We start from the raw sequence: 25475 nt of genomic DNA on the forward strand, positions 1-25475 counted from the left end.
GGCCATATGCACGAACACCAGCCGCCAGCGAGCGGCAGAGGAACGCTCAAAATTGGGGGATCGAAGGGGGTTACACCCCCTCGCGGGGTTGCTAGGGGCTGGCCCCTAGCCGCCGCCCGCGTAGGGCATCAACCTACTAATCAAGCACCATCGACATCAATACAAAACGAAAAAACCCAACAAACAGAAAACACTTTTTCAAAAGCAACAATGCGCCAACATATGTAGAATAACATCGCAATCCAAAAACAACAGACAATATCTAAAAGTAACATATCTCTTACATCACAGACCGACACATCAAAGCCACAGACCGACACATCAAAGTCACAGACCGACACCCAAAAAACCCAACCCCAGAGCAAACAAGATCAGGTACAATAGTGGCATGTCAACACTCAAAGAAATACAACTACCCACCCAGCTCAAAGAGCGGCTGGCCCAGGGCCACCCGTGGGTCTACCGCAACCATATCCCCGCCGCCCTGCGCATGCCCTCGGGCACATGGGTCAAAGCCCGCTGCGGCGGCTGGAGCGGCTATGGCCTGTGGGATGACAGCGGCCCGATCGGCATCCGCATCTACGCCGAGCAGCGCGCCCCCGACGAGGCCTGGCTGCGCGAGCGCGTGCGCCAGGCCTGGGATCTGCGCGCCCCGCTGCGCGCCAGCGACACCACCGCCTACCGCTGGATCTTCGGCGAGGGCGACGGCCTGCCCGGTATCACCGTCGATCTCTACGGCGCGTACGCCGTGGTGGCCACCTACATGGATGGGGCCGACGAGCTGATCGACTGGCTGGTGCCAGCGCTGCGGGCCTGCGCGCCGCTGCGCGGGATCGTGCTGCGCTACCGCAGGGCGGACACAGGCGAGGAGAGCGTGGGCCGCTCCGACGAGGACGAGCCAGCCGAGGAGCCGCGCGCCAAGGCCGCCGCCCCGCGCCGCACATCTATCCTCTGGGGTGCGGGGCCGCCGCACGACCTGGTGATCCGCGAGCACGGCCTCTCGTTCGAGGCCGACCTGCGCGGCGGCCAGAAGACCGGGCTGTTCCTCGACCACCGCGAGAACCGCCGCTATGTGGAGGGCATCAGCCAGGGCTGCGAGGTGCTGAACTGCTTCGCCTACACCGGCGCGTTCTCGCTCTACGCCCTGCGCGGCGGGGCCAGCCACGTCACCAGCGTCGACATCGGCAAGGGCCTAGATGCCAGCGCCGCCAGCAACCTCTCGCTCAGCGGGCTGGATGCCGCGCGCCACACCTTCGTCACCGCCGACTGCTTCGAGACGCTCGACGCCTATGTGAAGCAGCGCCGCAGCTTCGACATGATCATCCTCGACCCGCCCAGCTTCGCCAAGAGCAAGCAGAGCCGCTTCGCCGCCATCCGCGCCTACACGCGGCTGAACGCGCTGGCGCTGCGTTGCATCCGCAGCGGCGGCACGCTGGTCTCGGCCAGCTGCACCAGCCAAGTCGGCCCCGAGCCGTTCAAGGAGATGCTGGCCGCCGCCGCGCTGCAGGCCAAGCGCCGCCTGCAGATCACCCACGAGGCCGGGCAGCCTCAGGATCACCCCGTGCCCCCGCAGTTCCCCGAGGGGCGCTACCTCAAATTCGTGGTGGCGCGCGTGCTCTAGCAGCGCCGAAGGCTCTGGGGCGTGCCCCAGAGCCTTCGCTCATCCAGCAGGTAGCAGCGGTCGCTAGGCTGTCTGCGGCTCGCGGCTCACGCGGAACAGGCAGCGCCCGTCGCCCTTGGCGCGGCACTGCACCTCCTCCACCAGGTAGGTGCTGCCCGTCGCCCAGCGCAGGATCTCCACGTAGAACGACTGCGGCAGGTAGCACACCGCGTGGTCGGTCGAGATCCCCTCGCAGTAGATGCTCTCCTCGATCTCCACAAAGTAGCCCTCGGCGCTGTCGTAGGTGCGGTGGGGCATATGCAGCTGCTCCTGCGACATCTTGGCCGTGCGCGAGAGCACCAGCTTCACCTTGGCCTCGCTGGGCAGCAGCCGGAAAGCCGCGCCCGCCAGCGCGGCCAGCGCGCGGTTGTGCTCGCGGAAGTGGCTGGCCGTGCTGCGCCCCACCCGCATCAGGATGGGCCGGAAGCCCTTGTCGCCCAGCACGCGGAACCCCGTGGCCATCAGCGCGGCCAGCTGGTTGGCCGTGATCGAGGGGCTGTCGTCGATCGGCGGGAGCTGGCCGCCGTAGACGTGCGGCAGGCCGGCCTGGGTGAACAGCAGGCGCAGCGTCTTCTCGCCCAGGTTGTCGATCACGCTATCGCAGAAAAGCCGCAGCATCGACGATGGGATGGGCTGCTCGCGGGTCATGGGCGCGCCTCCATATGAGCCATATGCCTCTGAGTCGGTCGGGTACGTATAGGCAAGAACGTAGGCGCGCGCCTATTTTCGGAGGCCCAGCCGCCCGCGCTAGAGCGCCGCCCAGCCGCCGATCTGCGCCGAGAGCCAGTCGATATCGGGCTGGGCCACGGGCTGGGCCAGGCGGGCGTAGGCCTCGGCTAGGCGCTGGGCCTGGCCGGGGCTGGGCGCGCTGAGCGCCAGCGCGGCCCGCAGCAGCCCGCCGTAGGCCTTGGCGAGGTCGCCGGGGGCCAGCGGCGCGGTGGCCGCATCCAGCTCGGACTCCAGCCTGGCCCGCGCCGCATCCCAGCGCACCACCTCGGGCATGTCGGCCAGCAGCACCAGCAGTTGGGCGGCCCGCCCCAGCGCGGCCTCGCGGGCCGTGGCCCCGGCGGGCGCGGGCTGCGGCTGCGGCGCGGCGGGCGGCTCGCCCAGCAGCCCGCAGATGCGGTCGAGCGCGGCGATTAGCATGGCCTCTAGCTCGCGGGCGTAGGTCATCCACGCGCCCACCTGCATGCGGAAGGGGTCGGGGATGTCGCGCGCGCGCCCGGCCAGATCGCCCAGGGTGTGCAGCGCCACGCCCGCGAAGCGCGCCCGCATGGCGCGGGCGGTGCCGCTGTCCACGGCCAGCACCAGGGCGGCCTCGGCCAGCATGTCCTCGCCCACCGAGCGGGCGCGGTGCTGGTCGATGTTCAGGCCCATATGCAGCATGGTGGTGCGGGCCTCTGGCTCGGGCGGGTCGTCGTCGTGGCCCACCACCCCGGCGGAGGCCACATCCCAGGGCAGGCGGCGCTGCTCGATCTGGCGGCGCAGCAGTGCGGCGGCCATGGGGGCGCGCCCCGTGTCGGCGGCCCCCACGATCAGGATCGTCGGTCTCATGTCGTCTCGCTCCATCGCACACAGCGCCTTGCAGCCTTGCCGCGCCGCGCTGTCAAGAGGTATGGTACTCATGGCCATGCAGCCATGTGCCTGGGCGGAATAGGACCAGCGGCATGTTCCGCCCGTGCCGCTATGGGATTATAGTACACCTGGTCGTGATGCTGTTCCGTAGAACCTCCTTTGGCCCACCGGCCCCCGCCTGTCTGGCGGGGGCCGGTGGGTTTTTGCGCGAGATCACCATATACCGTGATCTGGTGAGCAGTTGCATCAAACTTGCTACATTTCCTCTACTTCGGGCAGCTATACTCAGCGGTAGGCTGATCGCTATGGACGAGGAGGTACTACGTGGCTACCAACGACCCAACGAGTGGCATGCCGCCGTTCATCAACCGCAGGCTCTCGATCACCGAGTGGCTCTCCTACGTTGCCGCCTACGACTTCGGCCGGATCGCGCCGACGCGGGTAGTGCTGCACCACACCTATATCCCCACCATCGAGCAGTGGCGCGGCCTGGCCACCATGCAGGGCATGCAGCGCTTCTACGGCGCCAAGGGCTGGCGATCCGGGCCGCACATCTACGTGGCCCCCGACGGCATCTGGCTGGCCACCCCTATGAAAGACATCGGCATCCACGCGGGCACCGGCAACTCGGGCACAGCGGGCGGCAAGCTGTGGTATAGCATCGGCTGCGAGATGGTGGGCTACTACGACAAGGTGCGGCCCAGCGGCGCGGTGTGGGAGGGCACCAAGGCGGTGCTAGGCGGCCTATCCAAGCGGCTAGGCATCGCGCCGCGCCAGCTGATCTCCTTCCACCGCGACTACACCAATCAGAAGAGCTGCCCCGGCTGGGCCGTGACCAAGGACTGGGTCTGGCCCGAGATCGAGGCCTGGCTGGGCAACCAGGCCGCCCCGCCCCAGCCGCCGCCGCCGGTGCAGGTGGGCACCCCCACCCCCGAGAACGAGGCCCTGCTCGACCTGCTGATGAACGAGAGCTTCCAGCGGCGCGGCGATGGCTATAACCCCGACCTGGCCTTCAACCAGTACGCCGTGCAGCACAGCCTGGGCTTCCCCACCGCCAAGGCCGCGACCCTGGCCGACGGCGGCAAGACCTACGCCTACCAGGCCTTCGCCCGCGACACGCTCTACTGCGAGGTGCCGCGCTGGGGCGAGGTGGGCAGGCTCTCCGACCTGCTGGGCGGCAGCATCCCGCCGTCGGGGCTGGGCCGCGCGCTGCTGGATGCGACCTACCGCGCCAGCGGGGCCATCTTCCACCCCGACTGGGCCTTTCACCAGTACGCCGTAGCCGCCAAGCTCGGCCCGCCCCTGGCCGAGAGCACCAAGCTGAAGGTGGGCGGCGTCGAGTACGCCTACCAGGTCTACGCGCTCGACACGCTCTACAACAAGATCCCCGACTGGCAGGCCATCCACCGCGTCAGCGAGCTGGCCAGCGCCAGCGACGCCGCCTCGGCCCAGCTGCGCGACGCCCTGCTGAGCGCCACCTACCAGAAGGCGGCGGGCGTGGCCTACCACCCCGACTGGGCCTTCCACCAGATCGCGCGGAAGCTCAACCTGGGCGCGCCGCTCTCCGACTCGTACCGCGTCACATCGGGGGCCAGCCAGTACGCCATCCAGGTCTACGCCACCGACACGCTCTACAACATCATCCCGAAGTGGCAGGAGGTGCGCCGCGCGCTGCCGCTGGCCAGCGGCGGCTCGGGCGTGGTGGCGCTCTCGGCGGGGGGCGCGGTGCCCGCCGCCAAGCCACGGGCCGGTATGCAGGCCAGCACGCTGCCCGAGGACAGCGAGATCGCCGTCGTGCTCGGGCGCGGCGCGGTCTTCGAGCAGCCCGGCGCGCCCTTCCACATCGTGCGCTACCGTGTGCCCTTCGCCGCCGCCTCGGGCACCCGCAGCGGCGCACGCGCGCGCCTGCTCGTGCTGCACAGCAGCACGGGCAGCGCCGAGGAAGACCTGCGCGCCATGGCCGCGCCGGATGCCCAGAGCATGGCGCACTACTACATCACCGCCGAGGGCCAGATCTACCAGCTGGCCGACGACGACCGCGCCACCTTCCACGCGGGCATGGCCACATGGCAGGGTCGGCGGCAGAACATCAACCGCATCAGCCTGGGCATCACCGTGCAGCGCAGCACCAAGGGCTACACCGAGGCGGCAAAAAAGGCGCTGGCCTGGCTCGTCGCCACGCTGCGCGAGCGGTATAATCTGGCCCATGTTGTCCGCTGGGGCGATCTGGATGCCGACAGCCGCCCCGATGGCGCAGATCTCTCCTGGTAGCCCGAGATAGAGAGGAACTGCCTATGCCGATTACCGCATCTCAGCTCTCATCGACGCCCTTCGTCGTCGCCACGCCAGACGAGCCGCTGGGGGCGCTGCTCGAACGGCTGCCCGCCAGCCGCCCGGCGCGCTTCGCCAGCTTTGTCGTGATCGCCGAGCCGGGCGGCATCTTCCGCGTGCTGCGCTGGCAGGATGTGGAGGAGCGCGTGCGCAGCTGGCCCAGCGACCCGCGCGCGCTGCCGGTGGGCCAGCTGCCGCAGCTGCCCGCGCCCGTGCCCGCTGTCGATGCCGATCGCATCGGCATCCAGGCCGCCAACGAGCTGCGCGACGAGCAGAAGCCGCTGAAGGTTGTGGTGGTGCTCAAGGCTGGCCAGGTGCTGGGGCTGCTGGCCCAGCCGCTGCGCGGCGACCAGCAGATCGACGCCCCCGACCCCTTCCCGCAAAACCACATGGCCAACACCCTGCCCGATGATCCCCCGCTGGATGAGGAAGATGAAGCAGAGCAGGTCGACAAGCCAGAGCCGCAGATACAGCCGCGCACCCACACCTCCCCGGCAGAGGAAGCTGAGGCGAGCAAAGGCGTCGAGCCAGAGCCGCGCGCCCACGACACGCCGCCAGAGCAGGCCGAGCAGCGCGTGATCAACGCGCTGCTGAAGGACCACGACAAGGGCCAGCCGCTGGCCGTGGGCACACCCTACACCCTCGTGTTCAACGTGGGTGCGCCGCAGGCCGAGGCCCTAGCCAGCGCCAGCGCCAGCCTCGGCCAGATCTTCGACGCCAGCCCCAAGGCCAAGCGCATCGAGATCACCGTGGTGATCGACAGCGATGACCTGACCATCACCGGCAGCGACCAGGGCGTGATCGCGGTGCCGCGCAAAGGCGCATCTACCCAGGATGCCAGCTTCACCATCACGCCCACCAAGGATGGCCCCAACGAGCTACGCGCGCTGTTTTTCGCCAACAACCGCATGTTCCAAAAAATGAAGCTGACCCTGCACGTGGGCGCAGCCCAGGCCGCCCCGATCGAGCAGCAGGCCAGCGGCAAGACGCTGCAGAGCGCCCTGGCCAGCCAGCCGCGCCCGCAGGAGATCGACCTGGTCATCCTGCGCAGGGATGCGGGCTACGAGTTCATCCTCAACAGCGGCGGTGTGAAGCGGGCCACCGTCAACCTCAGCGAGCAGCAGATCGCCGACATGACCGCCAACGCCCGCGAGGAGCTGAAGGGCATTGTCTACGCCAAGGAGGGCGGGCGCTACCTCTACCAGTCCGCCGACACCAGCATCCCAGCCTTCGCTCACGAGCAGTCGCTCAAGGCCCTGATGGGCATCGGCACCGACCTGTTCGAGGGCCTGTTCTTCGCGCCGGGCAGCGGTGCCGACGCCAACGAGATGGGCCGCGTGCTGCGCGAGAGATCGCGCCAGAGCAAGCTGCAGATCGCGATCATCGCCGAGCGCTTCAGCTTCCCCTGGGCGCTGCTCTACGACCGCGACTACGACCCCGACCACGTAGAGCCGGAGGGCTTCTGGGGATTTAAGCACGTGATCGAGTACACGCCCGAGTTCCGCACCGCCACGCCCCTGAACCTCACCCCCGAGATCAGCGTGGCGGGCGAGCTGGAGATCGGCTTTGTGGTCAACACCACGATCGACGACGAGCTGCGCCAAAAAGGGCTGCCGGTCGACGTGGTCAAGCCGCAGCAGGCGTTTCTGCGCCAGCTGCCCGGCGTGACGGTGAGCGAGTACACCACCAAGGCCGAGCTGATCAGCCTGCTGAGCAGCACGCAGCCCGGCCCGCAGCTGCTCTACTTCTACTGCCACGCCGAGAGCACGCTGCCCAGCGACCCGGGCGGCGTGGATGCCTCGCAGCTCACCCTCTCCGACGGGCCGGTGACGCTGAAGGATCTGAAGCGGCTGGCCTCGCTCAGCAAGGCCGAGGAGAGCCTGCAGAGCGCTCCGCTGGTGTTTATCAACGCCTGCGAGAGCGCCGAGCTAAGCCCCTACTTCTACGACGGGCTGGTGCCCTACCTGATCGCCAAGGGCGCGCGCGGCGTGCTGGGCACCGAAGTCAACACCCCCGCCCTGTTCGCCGCCGAGTTCGCGCGGCTGCTGCTGCAGCGCTTCGCGGCGGGCGGCCAGCCGATCGGCGAGCTGCTGCTCGACCTGCGCCGCGAGTACCTGATGGACAAGAACAACGTGATGGGCCTAGTCTATGCGCTGCACAGCGGTGCCCAGGTGGTGGTGCAGCGCATCTAGGCAGCGCCTCATCCCACCACGTATCCAGAGGGCTAGGGTTTGCCCCTAGCCCTCTCTGCTATTACAGGGCTAAGAAATTATCATACGTGCTCGGCTGAAATTGAGCCTGCTCTTTCTCCCCTTTTGTTCCCTTGGTGCCTTGGCGTCTTGGTGGTAAAGCGGTCTCGCTTCGCGCCTTCGCGCCTTCGTGGTATCGGGTTCGCTCCACTATCGCGAACCCATGCTATACTCTGCCAAAATGCCTCGCTGTTAGGAAAGAAAAGGACAAGGCTGGCGACAGCGGGTATAATTCCCGGTATGGAAGAACACACTATCTACACATACGTCGGCGGCGACGCGCCCTTCCGCCGACTGGTCGAGGCCTTCTACGTCGGCATCGAGAGCGAGCCGCTGCTCCGCCCCATGTACCCCGAGGACCTGGAGGCGTCGAAGGAGCACATGTTCCTGTTCCTGACCCAGTACTTCGGCGCGCCGCCGCGCTACAACGCGCTGCGCGGCCACCCGCGCCTGCGCATGCGCCACGTGCCCTTCGCCATCGGCCAGCCCGAGCGCGACGCGTGGGTGCGCCACATGCTCGCGGCGCTCGACGCGGCGGGCTTCCCCGACGAGGCGAAGGAGCCGATGCGCGGCTACTTCGAGCGCGCCGCCACCTTCCTGATCAACCGGCCATCCGACCCCAACTCGCTGGAGCTACTCGGGGGGTAGCGCCTGCCGCCAGCACACCGCCGGGCCTGGGCCATCCCCCAGGCCCATTTTCACGCACCAAAATGGCGGGCATTCCCTATTGACTCTGCCTGACGGCCCTCCTATACTGAGCGAGCATCCCCCACCCACACTCTGCCCAAGACAGCATAGACGCTGGTGCGCTGCCTTGGCGTCCTCTCAGCGGCTTGATTTCAATTCCCATCTGGCGTAGACACACGCCGCCAATGGAGGATCCATGAAACTGCCGCACAGCTCGCCGATACTGCTTTCACTTGCCCTGATTTCCAGCCCGCTGCTCCAGCACGCTCCGCCGGTAGCTGGCCTGCCAGCCCGCGTCGCTCCGCCGCAGGCGGCCAACAGCGTGGCCTTCGCGCCGATTGTCGCCGAGGCCGCCGACAGCGGCGTGATGGCCTACACAGCAGACGAGGGCACGCGGGTCGCCGCGCTGAAGGTGCGGCTGGATACGGCGGCAGCCCAGCTGGTGACCGTCAACTACGCCACCAGCGACGGCAGCGCCAGCCAGGGAAGCGACTACACCACCACCAGCGGCACCCTCACCTTCTACCCCGGCGAGCAAGAGAAAACCCTGGGCGTACCCCTGGCCGACGACCCCAGCGCCGAGCCTGCCGAGGGCTTCCACATGGCCCTGAGCAGCCCCTCTGGCGCGTCGCTCGGCGCCCTGGCCACGGCGGATGTGACCATCCGCGCCAGCGATACGCTGGGCTTCGCCCTGCCCACCACCCAGGCCTACGAGGCGAACGGACGCGCGATCATCCCCGTGCAGCTGCAGGGCAGCTCGACCGCCGCCGTGACCGTGAGCTACACCACCAGCGACGGCAGCGCCCTCGCGGGGAGCGACTACACCGCCACCAGCGGCACCCTCACCTTCGCGCCCGGCGAGACCTGGCAGGAGATACCTGTACCAGTAACGGTGGACAGCACCAGCGAGCTGACCGAGACCTTCCTGGTGACGCTGAGCAGCCCGACCAACGCGACGCTAGCGGGCGACCTGACGCAGACGGTGGCGCTGATCGATGATCGGCTGGCCTTCCAGTCGGCGCGCTGGGATGAGCTGGCGGGCGACGGCGACAGCGCGGCGGACGCGGGCGAGCAGGTGGCGGTGGCGGTCGCGGTCAGCAACTTGGCCCCGGCGGCGACCCAGCCCTTCACTAGCAGCCTGCGGCTGATCGGCGGGGATGCGACGCTGGAGGTGGCGACCGCCAGCTACGGGGCAATTGCGGGCAAGGGGGCGGCCTACGCTGCCGCGCCCTTCACGCTCACGGTCGGCCCAACCGCGCAGGCGGGCGACCTGATCGTGCTGGAGCAGGCACTGTTCACGCCGGGCCAGACCACCCGCTTCCCGCTGCGCGTCCCCGTGGGTGTGGCCCGCCTCGGCCCAGTCGAAACCTACAGCGGCACCTTCCCCACCCCGCCGTGGCCGATCACACACGGCGCTGGCGTGAGCGATACGCTCGATATCATCCTCTACCCGCCGGGCATCACCACAAGCCGGATGGTGGGCGACCTGAACGTGAGGGTGGCCGCCACCCACCGCGACACCAGCCAGCTGCGCATGCAGCTCACCGCAGGCACGGTGGCCGCCACCCTCTTCGACGTTGGCGACGCCAAGGGCGCGAACCTCGACAGCGTCACCTTCGACGACAGCGCCCCCGCCACCATGGCCAGCTCGCCTGCGCCGATGGCCGGCAGCTACCAGCCGCGCACCCCGCTGGCCGTCTTCCAGAGCCTGCGGGTAAACAACCTCAGCTACGCGACTCTGTCTATCAAGGATCAGAACCCGGCGGCCAACCAGGGCGTGCTGACCAACTGGGATGTCGACATCCGTCCCGTGGTGCCCTCCTGTGCGCCTGCGGGCAGCAACATCTGCATCAGCTGGGATCTACCCTACACCACCGTGACCGAGGGCGACGCCTCGGTGGTGGTAAACATGCGGCTAAACGTCCCAGCACCTCACACCCTAACGGTCAGCTCCTCAACCCTGGACAGCGTCGCATTCAAGGGGAAAGACTTCACCGGCAGGCAGGCGCAGGTCACCTTTGCCCCTGGTGAGATGAACAAGTCCTTCCAGGTCAAGATCACGAACGATACGCTGAGCGAGCCGCCCGAGTCGTTTCATATCGGCTTCCTCTCTCTCGATAGGGTTGAGGTCGATCGAATGATGACGCAGGTCATCATCTTCGACAACAACGACTCGCCCCCCACGCTCTCATTCATACCCACAAACGGGTTCAACGAAAACGACTCCTCGCAGAGACAAGGGCTGCTGCTCAGCGCGCTCTCGGGCTACCCGTTGCGGGTCGACTATCGGCTAGAGTCGGGCACTGCCGTGGTGGGCAGCGACTTCGCGCCCACCAGCGGCACGCTGGTGTTCCAACCCTACCAGCAGTCGGCCAGTGTGCCGCTGCCGATCTTCGACGACGCGCTGCCCGAGCCAGATGAGAAGCTCAGCATCATCCTGAGCAACCCGGTCTATTTCTCCGCTGGCGGCCAGCAGTCAAAGAGCGTCACGATTCTCGCCAACGACACGCTCGCCTTCTCCTCCAGCTCGCACAGTGTGTACGAGAGCGGCAGCGCCTCGCTGAGCGTTGGCCTGAGCGCCACCTCGGCCCAGACCGTCACTGTCGACATCAGCACCGAGGGCGGCGGCACGGCCACGCCCGGCAGCGACTACACACCCGCCAGCGGCACGCTGGTGTTTGCGCCGGGGGAGACATCCAAAACCTTCAACTTTCCCATCCTCGATGATGCGATCGCCGAGGCGAACGAGACCATCCTGGTGCGCCTCAGCAACGCGAACAACGCGGGTGTACCCCTCGCGGGCGTATTCGCCACCGTGAACATCCTGGAGAATGACTCGATTACCTTCCCGGCACCCTCAAAAAGCGCGACCGAGCGCAGCACCAACGTCAGCATCACCGTGCAGCTGAACAGCTACTCGTCGATCCCCGTGACCGTGCAGTACGCCACGGTTGGCGGCAGCGCCACGCCAGGCAGCGACTACACGCCCACCAGCGGCACGCTGACCATCTCGCCAGGCGCGACCAGCCGCACGATCAGCGTGCCCATTCTGGAGGATAGCCTGGCCGAGCCAGATGAGACCATTAACATCGCGCTGAGCAACCCTACCGGGGCGATGCTGGGCACCACATCCGTCGCCACCATCACCATCCCGGCCAACGATCTGATCACCCTGAGCGGGGCGGCGGGCGATGAACTGGGAACTCTGCCGGTGGTGACGGTGCGCCTGAAGGCCACATCGTTTCAGGCGGTGACGGTGAACTACGCCACCAGCGACGGCACGGCCACCGCAGGGAGCGACTACACGCCCACCAGCGGCACGCTGACCATCCCCGCCGGTTCAAGCTCGCAGTCTTTTACCATCCCGATCCTCGACGACACGCTGACCGAGCCGGAGGAGACGATCATCGTGACGCTCAGCAGCCCGACAAATGCCGAGCTAGACAGCACGAGCTCGATCGGCGTGCCCATCCGAGCCAGCGACTAGCAGCCGCTACAACGCTGTGACACCAAGCTATATTCTGGCGTGCAACCACGCCGATGGAGGCACTATGAGCTTGCCGCACACCGCTCCAGCGCTCTTTTCACTTGCGCTGGTTCTCGCCCCGCTGCTCGTGCCGAGCGCCGCCGCACACGGAAGCGCGGCCCCGCCGCACGCCATGCCGCAGCAAGCAGCCAACACCGTCTCGTTCGTACCCATCGGGGCCGAGCCAGCGCCACCAGGCGCGGCCATGGCCTACGCCGCACAGGAGGGCGCGCGCCTGGCGGCCCTGAAGGTGCGGCTGGCCAGCCCCGCCACACAGGTGGGCAGCGTGGCCTACACCAGCGAGGATGCCAGCGCCACCGCCGCAGGCGACTACGCCGCCGCTAGCGGCACGCTCACCTTCTACCCCGGCGAGCAGGAGAAGATCCTCGGCGTGCCGATCGCCGACGATGCCCAGCCCGAGGGCGACGAGCTGTTCCGCGTGGCGCTGAGCGCGCCGAGCGGGCTGGCCCTGGGCGAGCGCCCCACCGCCGAGGTGACCATCGGTGCCAGCGACACCATCGGATTCGCGCAGCCCGCCACCACCGCCTACGAGATCAGCGGCAGGGCGGTCATCCCCGTGCAGCTCCAGGGCAGCTCGGCGGTGACGGTGACGGTGGACTACGCCACCAGCCCCGGCAGCGCCAGCGCCGCCGATTTCACCGCAGCCGTAGGCACGCTGGTGTTCCCGCCCGGCGAAACCTGGCGGGAGATCCCAGTGACACTCAAGATTGACAGCACCAGCGAGCCGACCGAGACCTTCAGCCTGAGCCTGAGCAACCCGGTGGGCGCGGCGCTAACCGGCGGCGCAGCCCAGAACGTGGATGTTGTGGACAGCCGCCTAGCCCTGCTCGCGCTGGGCTGGGAGGACAGCGCGGGCGACCGGGACGGCATCCCCGATCCCGGCGAGCAGCTCGGCATCACCGTGACGCTGAGCAACCTGAGCACCCAGGCCAGCCAGCCCTTCACCAGCAGCCTGCGCCTGATCGGCGGGGGAGGCACGGTGGATGTGGCCAGCGCCAGCTACCCAGCCATCGTCGGGAAGGCCAGCGCCGCCGCCAGCTTCCGCATCACCGTCGACGCGGCGACCGCGCCCGGCACCATCCTCCAGCTTGAGCAGACCGTGCGGAGCGCGGGGCGGGATTTCACCATCCCCATCCGCATCCCGGTCGGCGCGGTGGGTGGGCCGCTCTGCGCGCCGCTGGGCACCACCACATGCGTGCGCTGGGTACGCCCCGCCAACCCCGTGACCGAGAGCGATCAGTCGGCGGTCTTCGACATGCGGCTGAGCGCACCCTCGCCGCTGAGCGTATCTGTCTCCTACATCCTCAGCTATGGCAATGCCCAGGTGGGGCGCGACCTCACCGGCAAGGAGGGCACCGTGACCTTCGCGCCTGGCGAGATGAACAAGTCGTTCCGCGTCAGTATCACCGACGACATCTTCAACGAGCCTGCCGAGCAGGTGGCGATGAGGATGTACAACCCATCTGGCCTCGCCATAGCAGGGCCAGTCAGCAGCGAGCTGGTGATCTTCGACAACGGCGACCCGATACCGAGCGTCTCGCTGCGGCCTGGCGGGGAAGGCGTATCAGAAGGGTCGCAGTACGGGGGGTTCTCGCTCGCGCTCAGCAGCTACTCGGGCTACCGCGTGCGGGTGGACTACGCCGTCACCTCGGGCAGCGCCATCGCCGGGGAAGATTTCACGCCAGTCACCGGCACGCTCGTCTTCGACCCAAACGAAAGCTCAGAGTACGTGTCCTTACCAATATTCGATGATACGCTGCCAGAGCCAGATGAGACCTACAGCGTCATGCTGAGCAGCCCTGTCTATGCGACGCTCGGCAGACAGTCCGTGTCCGAGCGGATCATCAAGGCCAACGACACCATCTCATTCGGGGGCGAGACTGGCGGCACCACTATGGAGCGCTATGGTGCTGCGGGGGTCTCGGTCTACCTGAACGCGGCCTCGGCGGTACCGGTGACGGTGGACTACACCACCGAGGGCGGCGGCACCGCCAGCCCAGGTGCCGACTACACGCCCATCACCGGCACGCTGACCTTCGCGCCCGGCCAGACCCAGAAGAACATCAGCATACCGATCATCAACGATAGCGCCCCCGAGGATGCCGAGACGATCATCGTACGGCTCAGCAACCCGACAGGAGCGGGGCTGGCCTATCCCAACGCTCCATACACCATCACCATCCAGGGCACAACGCGAGTGGAGTTCAGCAACACCAGGCTCACCGCCAGCGAGCGGGGCAACAATCTGGCCGTGACCGTGCGCCTGAGCGCTCCCTCCATCAGCGAGGTGAGCATCCACTACGCCACCGTGGGCGGCAGCGCCACCGCCGGTGGCGACTACACCGCCGTCAGCGGCAGCCTCACCTTCCCCCCAGGCGTGACAACGCGGACAATCAGCGTGCCCATCCGCGAGGATAGCCAGGCGGAAGGCGACGAGACGATCACGCTTGCGCTGAGCAGCCCAGAGGATGCTATCCTCGGCATCTCCTCCATCGCTACCATCACCATTCCGGCCAACGATCTGATCACGATGGAGAACTGGAACGCGGGCGACGAGGGAAGCTTTGGCCGCATCGCCGTGCGGCTGAGCGCATCTTCCTACCAGCAGATCACCGTGGACTACACCTTCGTGGATGGCACCGCTAAGGCCGGGGTGGACTACCCGCCCACCAGCGGCACCCTGGTCTTCCCGCCTGGCTCGGTGATGAAGGAGCTGATCATCCCCATCCTGGATGATAGCGAGCCCGAGGGCGAGGAGACGGTGATCATCCGATTCAGCAACCCAGTCAACGCCGAGCTGGGGACGATGAGGGCGATCAGTGTGCCGATCCGCGAGAGCGATTAGGCTCTCATACAACGCGTGCAGGTCTTCATCCAGCGCGCCACACAAACACGCGGCCCTGGCAATATGCCAGGGCCGCGTGCGTTGCTCCGACGGGGCGTGGGTTAGATTGTGGCGAGCCGCCCCGAGACGCTCAGCTGCTCGCCCGACTCGGCGCGGCGGCGCAGCTCGGTCAGCACCTCGTCCACCTTCTCGGCGCTCACGTTGTACATGAAGTCGAGGTTGGCCTGCAGCACGGGGGCCTTGTCGCAGGCCGCCACGCACTTCACGCGCTCCAGAGTGAACATGCCATCCGGCGTGGTCTTACCGGCGGCCTTGATACCCAGCGAATCCTCCAGCGCGGTGATCAGCTCCTCGGCGCCGCAGAAGGCGCAGGGCACATCATCGCAGACCTGCAGCACCCACTTGCCCACCGGCTTGTTGTAGAACAGCGTGTAGAAGCCGACCACCTCGAACACATCGGTGGGCGGCAGCCCCAGCACATCGGCCACCTCGCGGATGGCCTCGTCGGACAGGTGGCCGTAGGCATCCTGGGCGATATACAGCATGGGCAGCACGGCGCTGCGGCGCTGGGCGTAGCGGGAAAGCAGAGAATCGATCTCGGCCCCGTGGGTCTCTCGTAGTGGCATAGCGTTTCTCTTCAGGGCGCGAATCTGCGCCGGTAGGCTCACGCGCTACCGATCCACATCGCCAAGGATGGGGTCGATGGTCGCGATCAGCGTGACCAGGTCGGCCACCAGGCTGCCGCGCGACATCACCGGCAGCGACTGGAGGTTCACAAACGACGGCGTGCGGAAGTGGCAGCGGTAGGGCTTGGGGCTGCCGTCGCTCACCAGGTAGCAGCCGAACTCGCCACGGGGCGACTCGACCGCCGCGTACACATCGCCCACCGGCGGCTTGAAGCCCTCGGTCCACAGCTTGAAGTGGTGGATGAGCGACTCCATGCTCTGCGTGATCTCGGCCTTGGGCGGCGGCGCGATCTTGCGGTCGGTGGTGATGTAGGGGCCGGGGCCAAGCGCCTGCAGGCGGTCGAGCGCCTGCTTGATGATGCTCAGGCTCTGCTGCATCTCGGCCATGCGCACGATGTAGCGGTCGAAGTTGTCGCCGTTCTGGGCGATCGGCACGGCGAAGTCGTAGGTCTCATACCCGCTGTAGGGCATATCCTTGCGCAGATCCCAGGCCACGCCGGTGGCGCGCAGGATGGGGCCGGTCACGCCCAGGTCGATCGCGTCCTGCTGGCTGAGCTTGCCCACGCCCACCATGCGCTCCAGGAAGATCGGGTTGTTGGTGAGCAGGCCGTCGTACTCCTCCAGGCGCGAGGGCATCACATCCAGGAAGGCCTGGACGGTGGCGGCGAACTCGCGGGGCAGGTCGTAGGCCAGCCCGCCCACGCGGAAGTAGCTGGTCATCATACGAGCGCCCGAGACCAGCTCGAAGATGTCGAGGATCTGCTCGCGCTCACGGAAGCCGTACATGTACATGCTGGTCGCGCCCAGATCGAGCACGTGGGTGCCCAGCCAGATCAGGTGGCTGCCGATGCGGGTCAGCTCGGCCAGCAGCACGCGCGCCACCTGCGCCCGTTCGGGCACCTCGCACTGCAGCAGCTTCTCGACCGCCATCACATAGCCCAGGTTGTTCGAGAGCGGCGCGAGGTAGTCCATACGGTCGGTCAGCACTACCGCCTTCTGGTAGGTCTTGCTCTCCATCGTCTTCTCGATGCCGGTGTGCAGGTAGCCGATGTCGGGGGCGACGTTCACAACGGTCTCGCCATCCAGCTCGACCACCAGCCGCAGCACGCCGTGGGTGCTGGGATGGTGCGGCCCCATGTTCAGCACCATCGTATCTGTCTTGCCCTCAAGTGCCGGCTGGGTGATCGAGCGCGGCGAGGGGACCGTAAGTGTCGTCATATTGCGCTTTCTGAAAAGGCGCGGGCACGGCGCGCGGCCACCGCCCGCACGTGCTACTCTTTCGCGAACGGCTTCCGCTCGTAGATCTGCTGCTCGTTAATCGTGAACGCGACCTCCTCGTACCCCAGGGGCACATCCTTGCGCTGGGGGTGGCCGTTCCAGTCCTCGGGCATCAGGATGCGATCCAGGCTGGGGTGGCCATCGAAGACCACGCCGAACATGTCGTAGACCTCGCGCTCCATGTAGGTGGCGGTGGCCCACTCGCTGGTGATCGTGGCGATATGCGGGTTCGACTCGGGGAGGCCCGCCTTCAGGCAGATGCGGTGGCGGTTTGTATGCGAGAGCAGGTGGTAGACCACCTCGAAGCGCGGCTCGCGCCCCAGGTAGTCCACGCCGTTGACGTTCTCTAGGAAGTTGTAGCTCAGCTCGGCGTCGCCGCGCAGGAACTGCACGAGCGGGATCAGCGACTCGGGGCGGATGCGCACCTGAAGCTCGCCGCGGAACTCGCGCGTCTCCAGCACGCTGCCCTCGGGGGCCTGCTGGAGCCGAGTGATGACGGTGGTATTGTCCATTCTTGCCTCAAACGACGCGGGTGCTGCGTCGGCTACACGTGGATCGGCTCGCGCTCGCGAATGGTGCCATCCAGCTTCGTGCGGAACACCTTGTCCTGCAGGGTCAGGATGCCGTGGATGAGCGCCTCGGGGCGGGGCGGGCAGCCGGCCACATACACGTCGACGGGCACGATCTCATCCACGCCCTGCACCACCGCGTAGTTGTTGAACACGCCGCCGCACGAGGCGCAGTCGCCCATGGCCAGCACCCACTTCGGCTCGCTCATCTGGTCGTAGAGCCGCCGCACCACCGGGGCCATCTTGCGCGAGACGCGGCCCGCCACGATCATCAGGTCGGACTGGCGGGGCGAGGCGCGCATGATCTCCATACCGAAGCGCGAGGTGTCGTAGTTCGCGCCCTGCGAGCTCATCATCTCGATGGCGCAGCACGCCAGGCCGAACAGCATCGGCCACATGGCGTTGCTGCGCGACCAGTTCACCGCATATTCAAGCGACGTGGTGATGACGCCAAGGTCGCCAGCTTTCTCCTCTAGTCCCATCGCAGCGCCTCTCGTTTAAAGATATACACCAGGCCCACCAGCAGGATGAGCATGAACAGGCCCATCTCGGCCAGGCCAAACCAACCGAGCTGTTTGTAGATCAGGGCAAAGGGGAAGAAGAAGATCACTTCGATGTCGAACAGGATGAAAAGCATCGCAGCGACGTAGAATTTGACCGGGAAGCGGCGCTGGGCGCTGCCGATCGGCTCCATGCCCGACTCGTAGGGCATCAGCTTGCGGCGCGTCAGCTTCTTGGGGCCGAGCAGGTTGTTGACCGTGAGCACAAAGGCGGCCACAAAGACAGCAACGAGAAAGAGAACCAGAATGGGGATGTACTCATTGAGCGGTGACATCAGACGCCCCTTTGTCAATCGCGCGCCCGCCGCTGCGGCAAACGAAGGACATGGCGGCGCGACACCGTATACAGCATTCTCATGCGCAGTTGTACGCAATGCATTATAGCGCGTTGGTGTATTGTGTCAAGAAACACAAACTGCCTGACGACCTGTTATGTCCAGCAAAACCGCCCGCCCGTTGCGCCGACGCCGCCGCTATGCTATACTGCGCCCGCCGCATCCCAATCGGGCAAAGCCGCTTTCCTGCCGCGCCACGCCCGCCCTGATGAAAGGCATGCACACCATGGAGATAACCCCACAGCTGCTGATCTCGGCCTACTGCCAGGGCGTGTTCCCCATGGCCGTGGGCGAGGGCGACATCCGCTGGTACGACCCCGACCCCCGCGCGATCATCCCGCTCGACAGCGCCTTCCACGTGCCGCGCCGCCTGGCCCGCACTATCCGCAACGACGGCTTCGAGGTGCGCGTCGACACCTGCTTCCGCCGCGTGATGGAGCTGTGCGCCGAGCCAGCCGCCGACCGCGACGGCACCTGGATCTCGCCCGAGCTGATCGACCGCTACACCGAGCTGCACCAGCTGGGCTTCGCCCACAGCGTGGAGACCTGGCGCGGCGGGCAGCTGGTGGGCGGGCTGTACGGCGTGGCGGTGCGCGGCCTGTTCGCGGGCGAGAGCATGTTCAGCCGCGAGGCCAACGCCAGCAAGGTGGCCCTGGTGGCGCTCATCCAGCGCCTGCGCGCGGGCGGCTTCGTGCTGCTCGACACCCAGTTCATCACCACCCACCTGGCGGGCTTCGGCGCCACCGAGATCCCCCGCGCCGAGTACCACCGCCGCCTGCACGCCGCCATCCAGGTCGAGGCCACGTTCTAGGGCGCAGCCTACTTGGGCCGCGCCTCCAGCACTACCGTCAGGCGCTGCTCGGCACCGTCGCGCAGCACCGTCAGCGTCACGCTGTCGCCCACCGCCTTGGCCTGCTCGATGTAGCCGCGCAGGTCGGCCCCGCGCGCCACCTTCTGATCATCCACCGCCACGATGATGTCGCCCGCAAAGCTGCTGGTCTGCTCGCCCTCGCTCAGCTTGGCGTCGCCGCGCAGGCCCGCCTTCTCGGCGGGGCCGCCCGCGATCACGCTCACCACCATCACGCCGCTGGCGGGCGCGATGCCGAACTGGCGGCGCAGCTGCGGGGTGATGTCGTTCATGCTCACGCCCAGCCAGGGGTGGCTGTAGGTGCCCGTGCGGATGATCTGGGGCACCACGCGGCCCACCATGTCCGAGGGCACCGCGTAGCCGATGCCCTCAAAGCTGCCGCTCTCCGAGCTGATCGCGGTGTTCACGCCGATCACCTGGCCGTAGATGTTCAGCAGCGGGCCGCCCGAGTTGCCGGGGTTGATCGCCGCGTCGGTCTGGATGATGTTGGGGATGCTGAAGCGCCCGCCGCTCTGCACCGCCGGGCCATCCAGGTCGCGCCCCAGCCCGCTGATCACGCCGATGGTCAGGGTGTTCTGCAGCCCGAAGGGGTTGCCGATCGCGATCGCCGTCTGCCCCACCGCCACATCGCCGGATGCGCCCAGGGCCAGCGGCGCGGTGCCCTGCGGCAGACTGCCCACCCGCACCACCGCCAGATCGCTGCCGGGGTCGGTGCCCACCAGCTCGGCGGGCACAGTGGTGCCGTCGGCGAAGCTCACCTGCAGCGTGTGCGCGTCCTCTACCACGTGGTTGTTGGTGACAATATGCCCCAGCTGGTCGTACAGAAAGCCCGACCCCTGGCCCAGCATCACATCGCCGCTGGGTGCGCGCTCGTCATCCACCAGCGGGTGCGTGCCCAGCACCTCGATCCGCACCACCGCCGGGCTGGCCCGCCGATACAGCTCCACCATCAGCCGCTGCTGCTGCTCGATGGCGTTGGTGAGCGTGGCATCGATGGTGGGCGCGGGGCTGGCGCTGGTCAGCGGGCCGACCGTGCCCAGCGCCAGCGGCGTGGGCGCGGGGTCTTCCTCGGCACGGGCCTGGGTGGGCATGGGGCTGATCGTCGGGGTCTGCACGCGCACATCTGGCAGCGAGCATGCGGCAAGCGAGAAGGTCAGGGCTATCAGGCTGATGCGGCGCAGCATAGAGGGTTCCTTGTATCGGTGCGGCGGCTCCCGCACGTGCTCACAGGTATTATACCGAGGAGCAGCAGGGTTTAGGAAAAAAGGCCGCCGCGCCAGCTTCGCCTCGCCGCTGCGGGTGTGAGTATGGCCAGCCGCCAGCTATCGCGCACCTTCGCTGGATGGGCGAGGCCGCTGTTTTTCACAAAAAAGAGCGCGCTATCTTCCAATTAAGATACTTAGGCTTCCGACAATGGTGCTTAAGCTTCCGGCAATGGTGCTTAAGCTTCCGGCGATGGTGCTTAAGCTTCCGGCGATGGTACTTAAGCTTCCGGCAATGGTGCTTAAGCTTCCGGCAATGGTGCTTAAGCTTCCGGCAATGGCGCTTAAGCTTCCGGCAATGGTGCTGTTCCGATCGCACGCATGATAGGCCGCATTTTTATACGATAGGTCCGATACATAGTATCTTCAGCAAAACAGGTGTGCCGCTCAGCAGGTATCACTTTCTACGGCATTTCCGCGTCGGGCCACCGCTTGCCACTTCGATAATAATGGTTCCTCTGAGTTATTTGGTGTGCCCGACGCAGGTGGCGGCTCGGGGCCTGCCCCGAGCACCCCCGCCATGGGGCGATGCCCCTCAATAGGTGTCGCTTTTGAGGCTGCTTCCGCGTTGTTTTTGGGTCGCCCCAACCGTAGGCAATGCTTGGAGCGTTGCGCGGTTGGGGCAACCGGCTGCGGCTTCGATGATAATGGTTCCTCTTTGTTGGTTGGTGACAGCCCTGTGCGGGCGGCACCAAGGGCTCCGCGCCCTTGGAACCCCGCCAGGGGCATCGCCCCTTGGAACCCCAATTTTGAGCGTTCCTATGCTGTTTCCTGGCTGCTGGTGTTCGTGCATATGGCCATCAAAACATCAGCGGCACCTTCGCCGCATGGGCCAGGTGGGTAGGGTTTTGGTGGTGAAAAATCTTCGCCCCTAGGCTGGGGTTAAACGACGCTGGCCGCCCCACACCGAGAGCAGGGCCAGCCCGCCCAGCAGCCCGGCCAGCGCGCCGTTGGCCAGCAGCGCCCACAGCGGGGCCGCTGGCCAGCCCACGATCTCGGCGGGCCAGAGCAGGAATGCCAGCACGCCCAGCAGCACGCGCAGCGGCACGGGCAGCCCGAGGTAGGGGCGCAGGCCAGGCGCGAAGCGCAGCAGCAGCCAGGCCGCCCACAGCCCCACCGTCGCACCCCAGCAGCGCGCGCACACCGCCATGGGGTAGCCCAGCAGCACATACGACTTGGCCGGGGTCGGGCAGACATAGCGCGAGAGCAGGTCGCGGGCCAGCGCGCCCGAGTCGGCCAGGCCCCACACGCCCGTGGCCTGGAACAGCGGCGCGATCAGCGGCCCCAAAAACAGCACGCTCATGGCCAGCAGCAGCGGCCACTCGGCCCGCAGGGCACGGGCCGTCATCGGTGGCCCCCTCGGCGCAGCCGCCGCGCCACGCCGGGCAGCGCCATCAGCTTCTCGCCCAGCGAAAGGTGGGCGCGGCGCGTGAACACGTCGTAGTCATTCGCCACGATCTTCTCCAGGATGCCTCGGTAGACCTGCGCCGCCGCGCCCACGGCCAGCTGGCTATCCTCGCTCAGCAGCAGAATGCCCGGCCAGGCCTCCTCGTACAGCGCGTGGGCGCGCTCGATCTCGAAGCGCATCAGGGCGCGGAATCGCTCGTCGCGCCGCCCCGCCAGGATGTCCTCGTCGCTCAGGCCGAAGCGGGCCAGATCCTCCTGCGGGATGTAGATCCGCCCGCGCCGCGCGTCCTCGCCCACATCCCGCAGGATGTTGGTGAGCTGCAGCGCGATGCCCAGGCTGACCGCGTAGGGCCGCGCCCCCTCGCGCGAGCCGATGATGTACATGGAGAGCAGGCCCACCACCGAGGCCACGCGGTAGCAGTAGAGCCACAGGTCGTCGAAGCTAGCGTAGCGGCTGACGCTCAGATCCATGGCCACCCCAGCCAGCAGCTCATCCACCAGCGGCTGGGGCACCTGATAGCGCTGGCGGATGGCCGACCATGCCAGCAGCACGGGGTCGTGCGCGGGCGGCACCGGCGCGTGCACGCGGGCCACCCAGTGGGCCAGCGAGCGGTGCGGGTTCTCGCTGGCCCCATCCACCAGATCATCGCTGGTGCGGCACAGCGCATAGAGCGCGCGGATGCCCTGGCGCTTCTCGGCGGGCAGCAGCTGGGTGCTCAGGTAGAAGCTGCGCGAATGCATGCGGGTGATCTCTGCGCATGTCCGCAGCGCCGCCTCAAGCGAGATCGGGGCATGCGCATGATCGGCGGCGTGCGCATCGTGCTCGGGCACATGTCGACGTAGCCCCTCTAGCAGGGCTAGGGCATCACCAGGGGGAACCTGCCGCAGCCCATGGACAGGCCGCACCCAGTGCTGAGGATGAGAGAGTGACACGCGCGTCTCCTTCCACAAACTTGCCACGATACCCATAGGGCGCGCCAGCGTTCGTTGCGCAGGGCATAGCAAGGCATGGCGGCACATGCCGTGCCACGTATGTCTGGCTGGCTATCCTGCTGGGGCTTGGTTGGGGTGAGGTGTGCTGCAGCGCTCGCAAGTCGGGCGCTCTATGGGCGTTACGCAGAAGGTACGTCTAGAGGCCGCCAGTGGATGTAGCCTGCAAACGCTGGCCCAGGATGGCGACCAGCTCGCGGGCATCGGCCCCGAGGAAGATGCCGGGGATCGAGTCGCGCAGCGCCGGGGCGTCGTTAAACACCCGCCCGCCAAAGCCGATCAGCACGCCGGGGTGGCTGCGGCGCAGCGCGCTAGCCACATCGGCCACCTGGGCGGCGGTCTCGGGCATGGAGGCCGAGAGGCAGACGATAGTGGGGCGTAGCGTGGCCACGGTGGCCTCAAGATCGGCCATAGGCACCTGCGCGCCCAGGTAGATCACGCTCCAGCCGCGGCGCGCCAGAAACAGCGCCACGACTAGCGCGCCCAGGTCGTGCAGCTCGCTGGGGGCGCAGGCCACCACCGCGCGGCTCTGGCCCGCCTGCCGGTCGAACAGGCCGAGCAGCCCCGAGAGCTTGCGGCGGATGAACTGGCTGGCGAAATGCTCGGTGGCCACGTTGATCTCGTGGCGGTGCCAGCGCTCGCCCACATCCACCAGCGCGGGCTGCACCAGCGACACCAGCACATCCTCCAGCGGGTGCATGGCGAAGGCCTCGCTCAGCAGGCGCTCGGCCCCCGCCGAGTCGAATCGGGTGAGCAGATCGGCCAGCTGGGTGGCCATGTGCGCCATGGGCTGCGGCGCATCGACGAGGGCTGGGGCGCTCGCGCCGCACTGGCAATCGAGGGCGGCGGCCAGCTGCTGGATGGCCTGGCTGATGTTCATGCCGCCTGCCGTGCGATCGCGCAGCCAGCGGATGACCGCCATGTCGCGCTCGGAGTACAGCCGGTGACCGCCTGCCGTACGCTGCGGGCAGGGGATGCCATAGCGCCGCTCCCACGCGCGGAAGGTGTCGGCTGGTACCACTGTCTCGCGCACCACCGCCTTGGTGTTGAAGGCGGGTGTGGCGGCATAGTGGCTAAACGAGGGGACGCTGCTCAGGGCGCTGTCCCCGTCGCGGCCCGCTGGGTGTGTAGGCTCCATCTGCTTCTTTTCCCTTGCCCTATGGCGTCTGCACGGGTAGTGTAGCATAGCAGGTCGGGCTATGTCAATGTTTTGCACAGAAACCGCACAATTTACGCAAAGAAATAGCCGCCGCATGGGCTGCCCATGCGGCGGCGTGGTAGGGGTGCTAGGCGATGCGGGTGGCCACAATCGAGCGAATGGGCGGCAGATCGCGCTTGAGGATCTGCCAGGTACGCCCGCGATCTGTCGAGACGGCCAGCTCGCCAGCCGCGCTGCCCACGTAGGCCGTATCCATGTGGTAGCGCGCCACGGTCAGCGCGGTCGCCTCGTCGGTCAGCGGCGGCTCGACGACCTGCCACGCCACGCCGCCATCCTCGCTGCGAGCCAGCGCCGCGCCGCGCGCCTCGATCGCCACCGGCGCGTTGCCCGGCAGCGTGACGGCCAGCGGGCGGGGCGCATCGGCGCGGTCAAGCGCTGCCCAGGTGCGGCCAGCATCCTCGCTGCGCTGCCAGCCGCCCTCGCCGAACGCCTCGACCAGCTCGGGCGACTCGCGCGGCCCCTGCAGCGCGCTCACGCCGCTGGTGAAGATCTGCAGCCAGCTCTGGCCACCGTCGGAGCTGCGCCACAGGCCGCCCGGCCCACCCACCAGCACCACCTGGGGGTTCTCGATCAGCGGCCACACCGCCAGAGCATGCATGCCCTGCAGCTCGTGGCCGATCTTCAGCCAGCGCCCGCTGGCGCCCGGGTCGCTGAAGATCAGCACGCCGTCATCAGTCCCAACAAATAGCAGACCTGCCTTGGCCATCTCTCTCCCTCTCCTTCGCCTAGCGCGCCAGGCTACTCGGCAATATCTTTCGCAATGGTCGAGCGCGCCCCGGCGGCGGCATCCTCGAAGCGGGCCAGCCCAAACAGCATCGATGAGAGTCGGTTGACGTAGACCAGGCCGCTGGTGCTGGGCAGCTCGGCCTCGTGCAGCAGCCGGGCCAGCACGCGCTCGGCCCGCCGCACCACCGTACGGGCCACATCCAGCGCCGCCCCCGCCACGCTATCGCCCGAGGCCACAAACTCCTTGGGGATGCTCACCTTGGGGTCAAGGTCGGCGATAATCTGCTCCAGCGCGGCCACGTGCTCGTCGGTCAGGCGGGGCACCCCGGCGCTGCGCCCGGCGATGGTGGCGATATCGGCCATCAGCAGGTAGAGGTCGCGCTGGGCGTGGATCACCGCGTGGCGGGTCTCCTCGCGCTGGGCGTGGGCGCGGGCCAGACCCAGGGCGGCGCTGGCCTCATCCAGCGTGCCCAGCGCCTCGGGGCGCAGGTCGTACTTGGGGATGCGCGGCCCACCCAGCAGATCGGTGTAGCCGTCGTCGCCGCGTCGGGTGTAGAACATAGGGCATCGCTCCTTTTGCTTGCAGAAACAGCGCGACCGCAGGGAGTGCCCGCACGTGCGCCGCAGCGCAGAGGTCGGCACCCCCTGCGGTCATCGCGCAGGGTGCAAAGCTTGTGGTAT

The 25475-nt window shown here is 67.4% G+C and carries 20 protein-coding genes; 7 read left to right on the forward strand and 13 right to left on the reverse strand.

Translation table 11 applies throughout. The features are described from left to right. The first annotated feature begins 388 nt into the window (after positions 1-388). Positions 389-1621 carry a class I SAM-dependent rRNA methyltransferase gene (locus F8S13_07690; protein KAB8143781.1) on the forward strand — a complete coding sequence of 411 codons (1233 nt, stop codon included), beginning with the start codon at positions 389-391 and terminating at the stop codon, positions 1619-1621. Positions 1622-1684: 63 nt separating this feature from the next. Here the strand turns inward: F8S13_07690 and F8S13_07695 are convergent, their stop codons facing one another. Both F8S13_07695 and F8S13_07700 read right to left on the reverse strand, forming a co-directional pair. Beyond that, positions 1685-2308, reverse strand: coding sequence for a hypothetical protein (locus F8S13_07695; GenBank protein ID KAB8143782.1), 624 nt, complete (start codon positions 2306-2308; stop codon positions 1685-1687). 99 nt (positions 2309-2407) lie between these two features. Beyond that, positions 2408-3214, reverse strand: coding sequence for a low molecular weight phosphatase family protein (locus F8S13_07700; protein ID KAB8143783.1), 807 nt, complete (start codon positions 3212-3214; stop codon positions 2408-2410). Positions 3215-3586: 372 nt separating this feature from the next. Here F8S13_07700 and F8S13_07705 point away from each other — a divergent pair, with 372 nt between their 5' ends. The 5 genes from F8S13_07705 (at position 3587) to F8S13_07725 (ending at position 14894) form a co-directional block, all read left to right on the forward strand. After that, positions 3587-5506 (forward strand): N-acetylmuramoyl-L-alanine amidase, encoded by a 1920-nt coding sequence (locus tag F8S13_07705; GenBank protein KAB8144089.1) that lies wholly within the window; start codon positions 3587-3589, stop codon positions 5504-5506. Between the two features lie 23 nt (positions 5507-5529). Then, positions 5530-7758 carry a CHAT domain-containing protein gene (locus F8S13_07710; protein KAB8143784.1) on the forward strand — a complete coding sequence of 743 codons (2229 nt, stop codon included), beginning with the start codon at positions 5530-5532 and terminating at the stop codon, positions 7756-7758. A 297-nt stretch (positions 7759-8055) separates the two neighbouring features. Further along, positions 8056-8463, forward strand: coding sequence for a globin (locus tag F8S13_07715; GenBank protein ID KAB8143785.1), 408 nt, complete (start codon positions 8056-8058; stop codon positions 8461-8463). Positions 8464-8698: 235 nt separating this feature from the next. Continuing rightward, positions 8699-11989, forward strand: coding sequence for a hypothetical protein (locus F8S13_07720; GenBank protein ID KAB8143786.1), 3291 nt, complete (start codon positions 8699-8701; stop codon positions 11987-11989). 64 nt (positions 11990-12053) lie between these two features. Beyond that, positions 12054-14894, forward strand: coding sequence for a hypothetical protein (locus tag F8S13_07725; protein ID KAB8143787.1), 2841 nt, complete (start codon positions 12054-12056; stop codon positions 14892-14894). A gap of 101 nt (positions 14895-14995) precedes the next feature. On the opposite strand, the gene F8S13_07730 is transcribed toward F8S13_07725, so the two are convergent. Genes F8S13_07730 through F8S13_07750 form a run of 5 tightly spaced genes read right to left on the reverse strand, consistent with a single transcriptional unit; the run spans position 14996 to position 18262 of the window. Further along, positions 14996-15520, reverse strand: coding sequence for an NAD(P)H-dependent oxidoreductase subunit E (locus tag F8S13_07730; GenBank protein ID KAB8143788.1), 525 nt, complete (start codon positions 15518-15520; stop codon positions 14996-14998). A gap of 45 nt (positions 15521-15565) precedes the next feature. Next, positions 15566-16798, reverse strand: coding sequence for an NADH-quinone oxidoreductase subunit D (locus F8S13_07735; GenBank protein ID KAB8143789.1), 1233 nt, complete (start codon positions 16796-16798; stop codon positions 15566-15568). A 53-nt stretch (positions 16799-16851) separates the two neighbouring features. After that, a complete protein-coding gene (locus F8S13_07740; GenBank protein KAB8143790.1) occupies positions 16852-17370 on the reverse strand; it encodes an NADH-quinone oxidoreductase subunit C in 519 nt (172 codons plus the stop codon). Between the two features lie 32 nt (positions 17371-17402). After that, entirely contained in the window at positions 17403-17909 is a 507-nt protein-coding gene (locus F8S13_07745) for an NADH-quinone oxidoreductase subunit B (protein ID KAB8143791.1), read from the reverse strand. Next, entirely contained in the window at positions 17900-18262 is a 363-nt protein-coding gene (locus F8S13_07750) for an NADH-quinone oxidoreductase subunit A (protein ID KAB8143792.1), read from the reverse strand. Before F8S13_07750 ends, F8S13_07745 begins: the two co-directional genes overlap by 10 nt. 277 nt (positions 18263-18539) lie before the next feature. Here F8S13_07750 and F8S13_07755 point away from each other — a divergent pair, with 277 nt between their 5' ends. Further along, positions 18540-19133, forward strand: coding sequence for a leucyl/phenylalanyl-tRNA--protein transferase (locus F8S13_07755; protein KAB8144090.1), 594 nt, complete (start codon positions 18540-18542; stop codon positions 19131-19133). Between the two features lie 8 nt (positions 19134-19141). Here F8S13_07755 and F8S13_07760 read toward each other — a convergent pair whose 3' ends face one another. The 6 genes from F8S13_07760 to F8S13_07785 all read right to left on the reverse strand — a co-directional run bounded on the left by F8S13_07760 (position 19142) and on the right by F8S13_07785 (position 25355). Further along, positions 19142-20371: a PDZ domain-containing protein gene (locus tag F8S13_07760; protein KAB8144091.1), complete on the reverse strand. Its 1230-nt coding sequence runs from the start codon at positions 20369-20371 to the stop codon at positions 19142-19144. Positions 20372-21323: 952 nt separating this feature from the next. Beyond that, positions 21324-21800: a DUF2085 domain-containing protein gene (locus F8S13_07765; protein ID KAB8143793.1), complete on the reverse strand. Its 477-nt coding sequence runs from the start codon at positions 21798-21800 to the stop codon at positions 21324-21326. Next, a complete protein-coding gene (locus tag F8S13_07770; GenBank protein KAB8143794.1) occupies positions 21797-22828 on the reverse strand; it encodes a phytoene/squalene synthase family protein in 1032 nt (343 codons plus the stop codon). Before F8S13_07770 ends, F8S13_07765 begins: the two co-directional genes overlap by 4 nt. A gap of 160 nt (positions 22829-22988) precedes the next feature. Continuing rightward, the gene (locus tag F8S13_07775) at positions 22989-23987 is read right to left on the reverse strand and encodes a MerR family transcriptional regulator (protein ID KAB8143795.1); all 999 of its coding nucleotides are present in this window, start codon (positions 23985-23987) and stop codon (positions 22989-22991) included. Positions 23988-24135: 148 nt separating this feature from the next. Then, positions 24136-24774 (reverse strand): hypothetical protein, encoded by a 639-nt coding sequence (locus tag F8S13_07780; GenBank protein KAB8143796.1) that lies wholly within the window; start codon positions 24772-24774, stop codon positions 24136-24138. Between the two features lie 32 nt (positions 24775-24806). Next, entirely contained in the window at positions 24807-25355 is a 549-nt protein-coding gene (locus F8S13_07785; GenBank protein ID KAB8143797.1) for a cob(I)yrinic acid a,c-diamide adenosyltransferase, read from the reverse strand. Positions 25356-25475: the final 120 nt, after the last annotated feature.

This window comes from Chloroflexia bacterium SDU3-3, assembly GCA_009268125.1.
Taxonomy (GTDB): domain Bacteria; phylum Chloroflexota; class Chloroflexia; order Chloroflexales; family Roseiflexaceae; genus SDU3-3.

Bases quoted from the DNA above. Each gene is read 5' to 3' on its own strand.
- F8S13_07690 (KAB8143781.1), top strand. From the start codon at position 389: ATGTCAACACTCAAAGAAATACAACTACCCACCCAGCTCAAAGAGCGG.
- F8S13_07695 (KAB8143782.1), bottom strand. From the start codon at position 2,308: ATGACCCGCGAGCAGCCCATCCCATCGTCGATGCTGCGGCTTTTCTGC.
- F8S13_07700 (KAB8143783.1), bottom strand. From the start codon at position 3,214: ATGAGACCGACGATCCTGATCGTGGGGGCCGCCGACACGGGGCGCGCC.
- F8S13_07705 (KAB8144089.1), top strand. From the start codon at position 3,587: ATGCCGCCGTTCATCAACCGCAGGCTCTCGATCACCGAGTGGCTCTCC.
- F8S13_07710 (KAB8143784.1), top strand. From the start codon at position 5,530: ATGCCGATTACCGCATCTCAGCTCTCATCGACGCCCTTCGTCGTCGCC.
- F8S13_07715 (KAB8143785.1), top strand. From the start codon at position 8,056: ATGGAAGAACACACTATCTACACATACGTCGGCGGCGACGCGCCCTTC.
- F8S13_07720 (KAB8143786.1), top strand. From the start codon at position 8,699: ATGAAACTGCCGCACAGCTCGCCGATACTGCTTTCACTTGCCCTGATT.
- F8S13_07725 (KAB8143787.1), top strand. From the start codon at position 12,054: ATGAGCTTGCCGCACACCGCTCCAGCGCTCTTTTCACTTGCGCTGGTT.
- F8S13_07730 (KAB8143788.1), bottom strand. From the start codon at position 15,520: ATGCCACTACGAGAGACCCACGGGGCCGAGATCGATTCTCTGCTTTCC.
- F8S13_07735 (KAB8143789.1), bottom strand. From the start codon at position 16,798: ATGACGACACTTACGGTCCCCTCGCCGCGCTCGATCACCCAGCCGGCA.
- F8S13_07740 (KAB8143790.1), bottom strand. From the start codon at position 17,370: ATGGACAATACCACCGTCATCACTCGGCTCCAGCAGGCCCCCGAGGGC.
- F8S13_07745 (KAB8143791.1), bottom strand. From the start codon at position 17,909: ATGGGACTAGAGGAGAAAGCTGGCGACCTTGGCGTCATCACCACGTCG.
- F8S13_07750 (KAB8143792.1), bottom strand. From the start codon at position 18,262: ATGTCACCGCTCAATGAGTACATCCCCATTCTGGTTCTCTTTCTCGTT.
- F8S13_07755 (KAB8144090.1), top strand. From the start codon at position 18,540: ATGCACACCATGGAGATAACCCCACAGCTGCTGATCTCGGCCTACTGC.
- F8S13_07765 (KAB8143793.1), bottom strand. From the start codon at position 21,800: ATGACGGCCCGTGCCCTGCGGGCCGAGTGGCCGCTGCTGCTGGCCATG.
- F8S13_07770 (KAB8143794.1), bottom strand. From the start codon at position 22,828: ATGGGTATCGTGGCAAGTTTGTGGAAGGAGACGCGCGTGTCACTCTCT.
- F8S13_07775 (KAB8143795.1), bottom strand. From the start codon at position 23,987: ATGGAGCCTACACACCCAGCGGGCCGCGACGGGGACAGCGCCCTGAGC.
- F8S13_07780 (KAB8143796.1), bottom strand. From the start codon at position 24,774: ATGGCCAAGGCAGGTCTGCTATTTGTTGGGACTGATGACGGCGTGCTG.
- F8S13_07785 (KAB8143797.1), bottom strand. From the start codon at position 25,355: ATGTTCTACACCCGACGCGGCGACGACGGCTACACCGATCTGCTGGGT.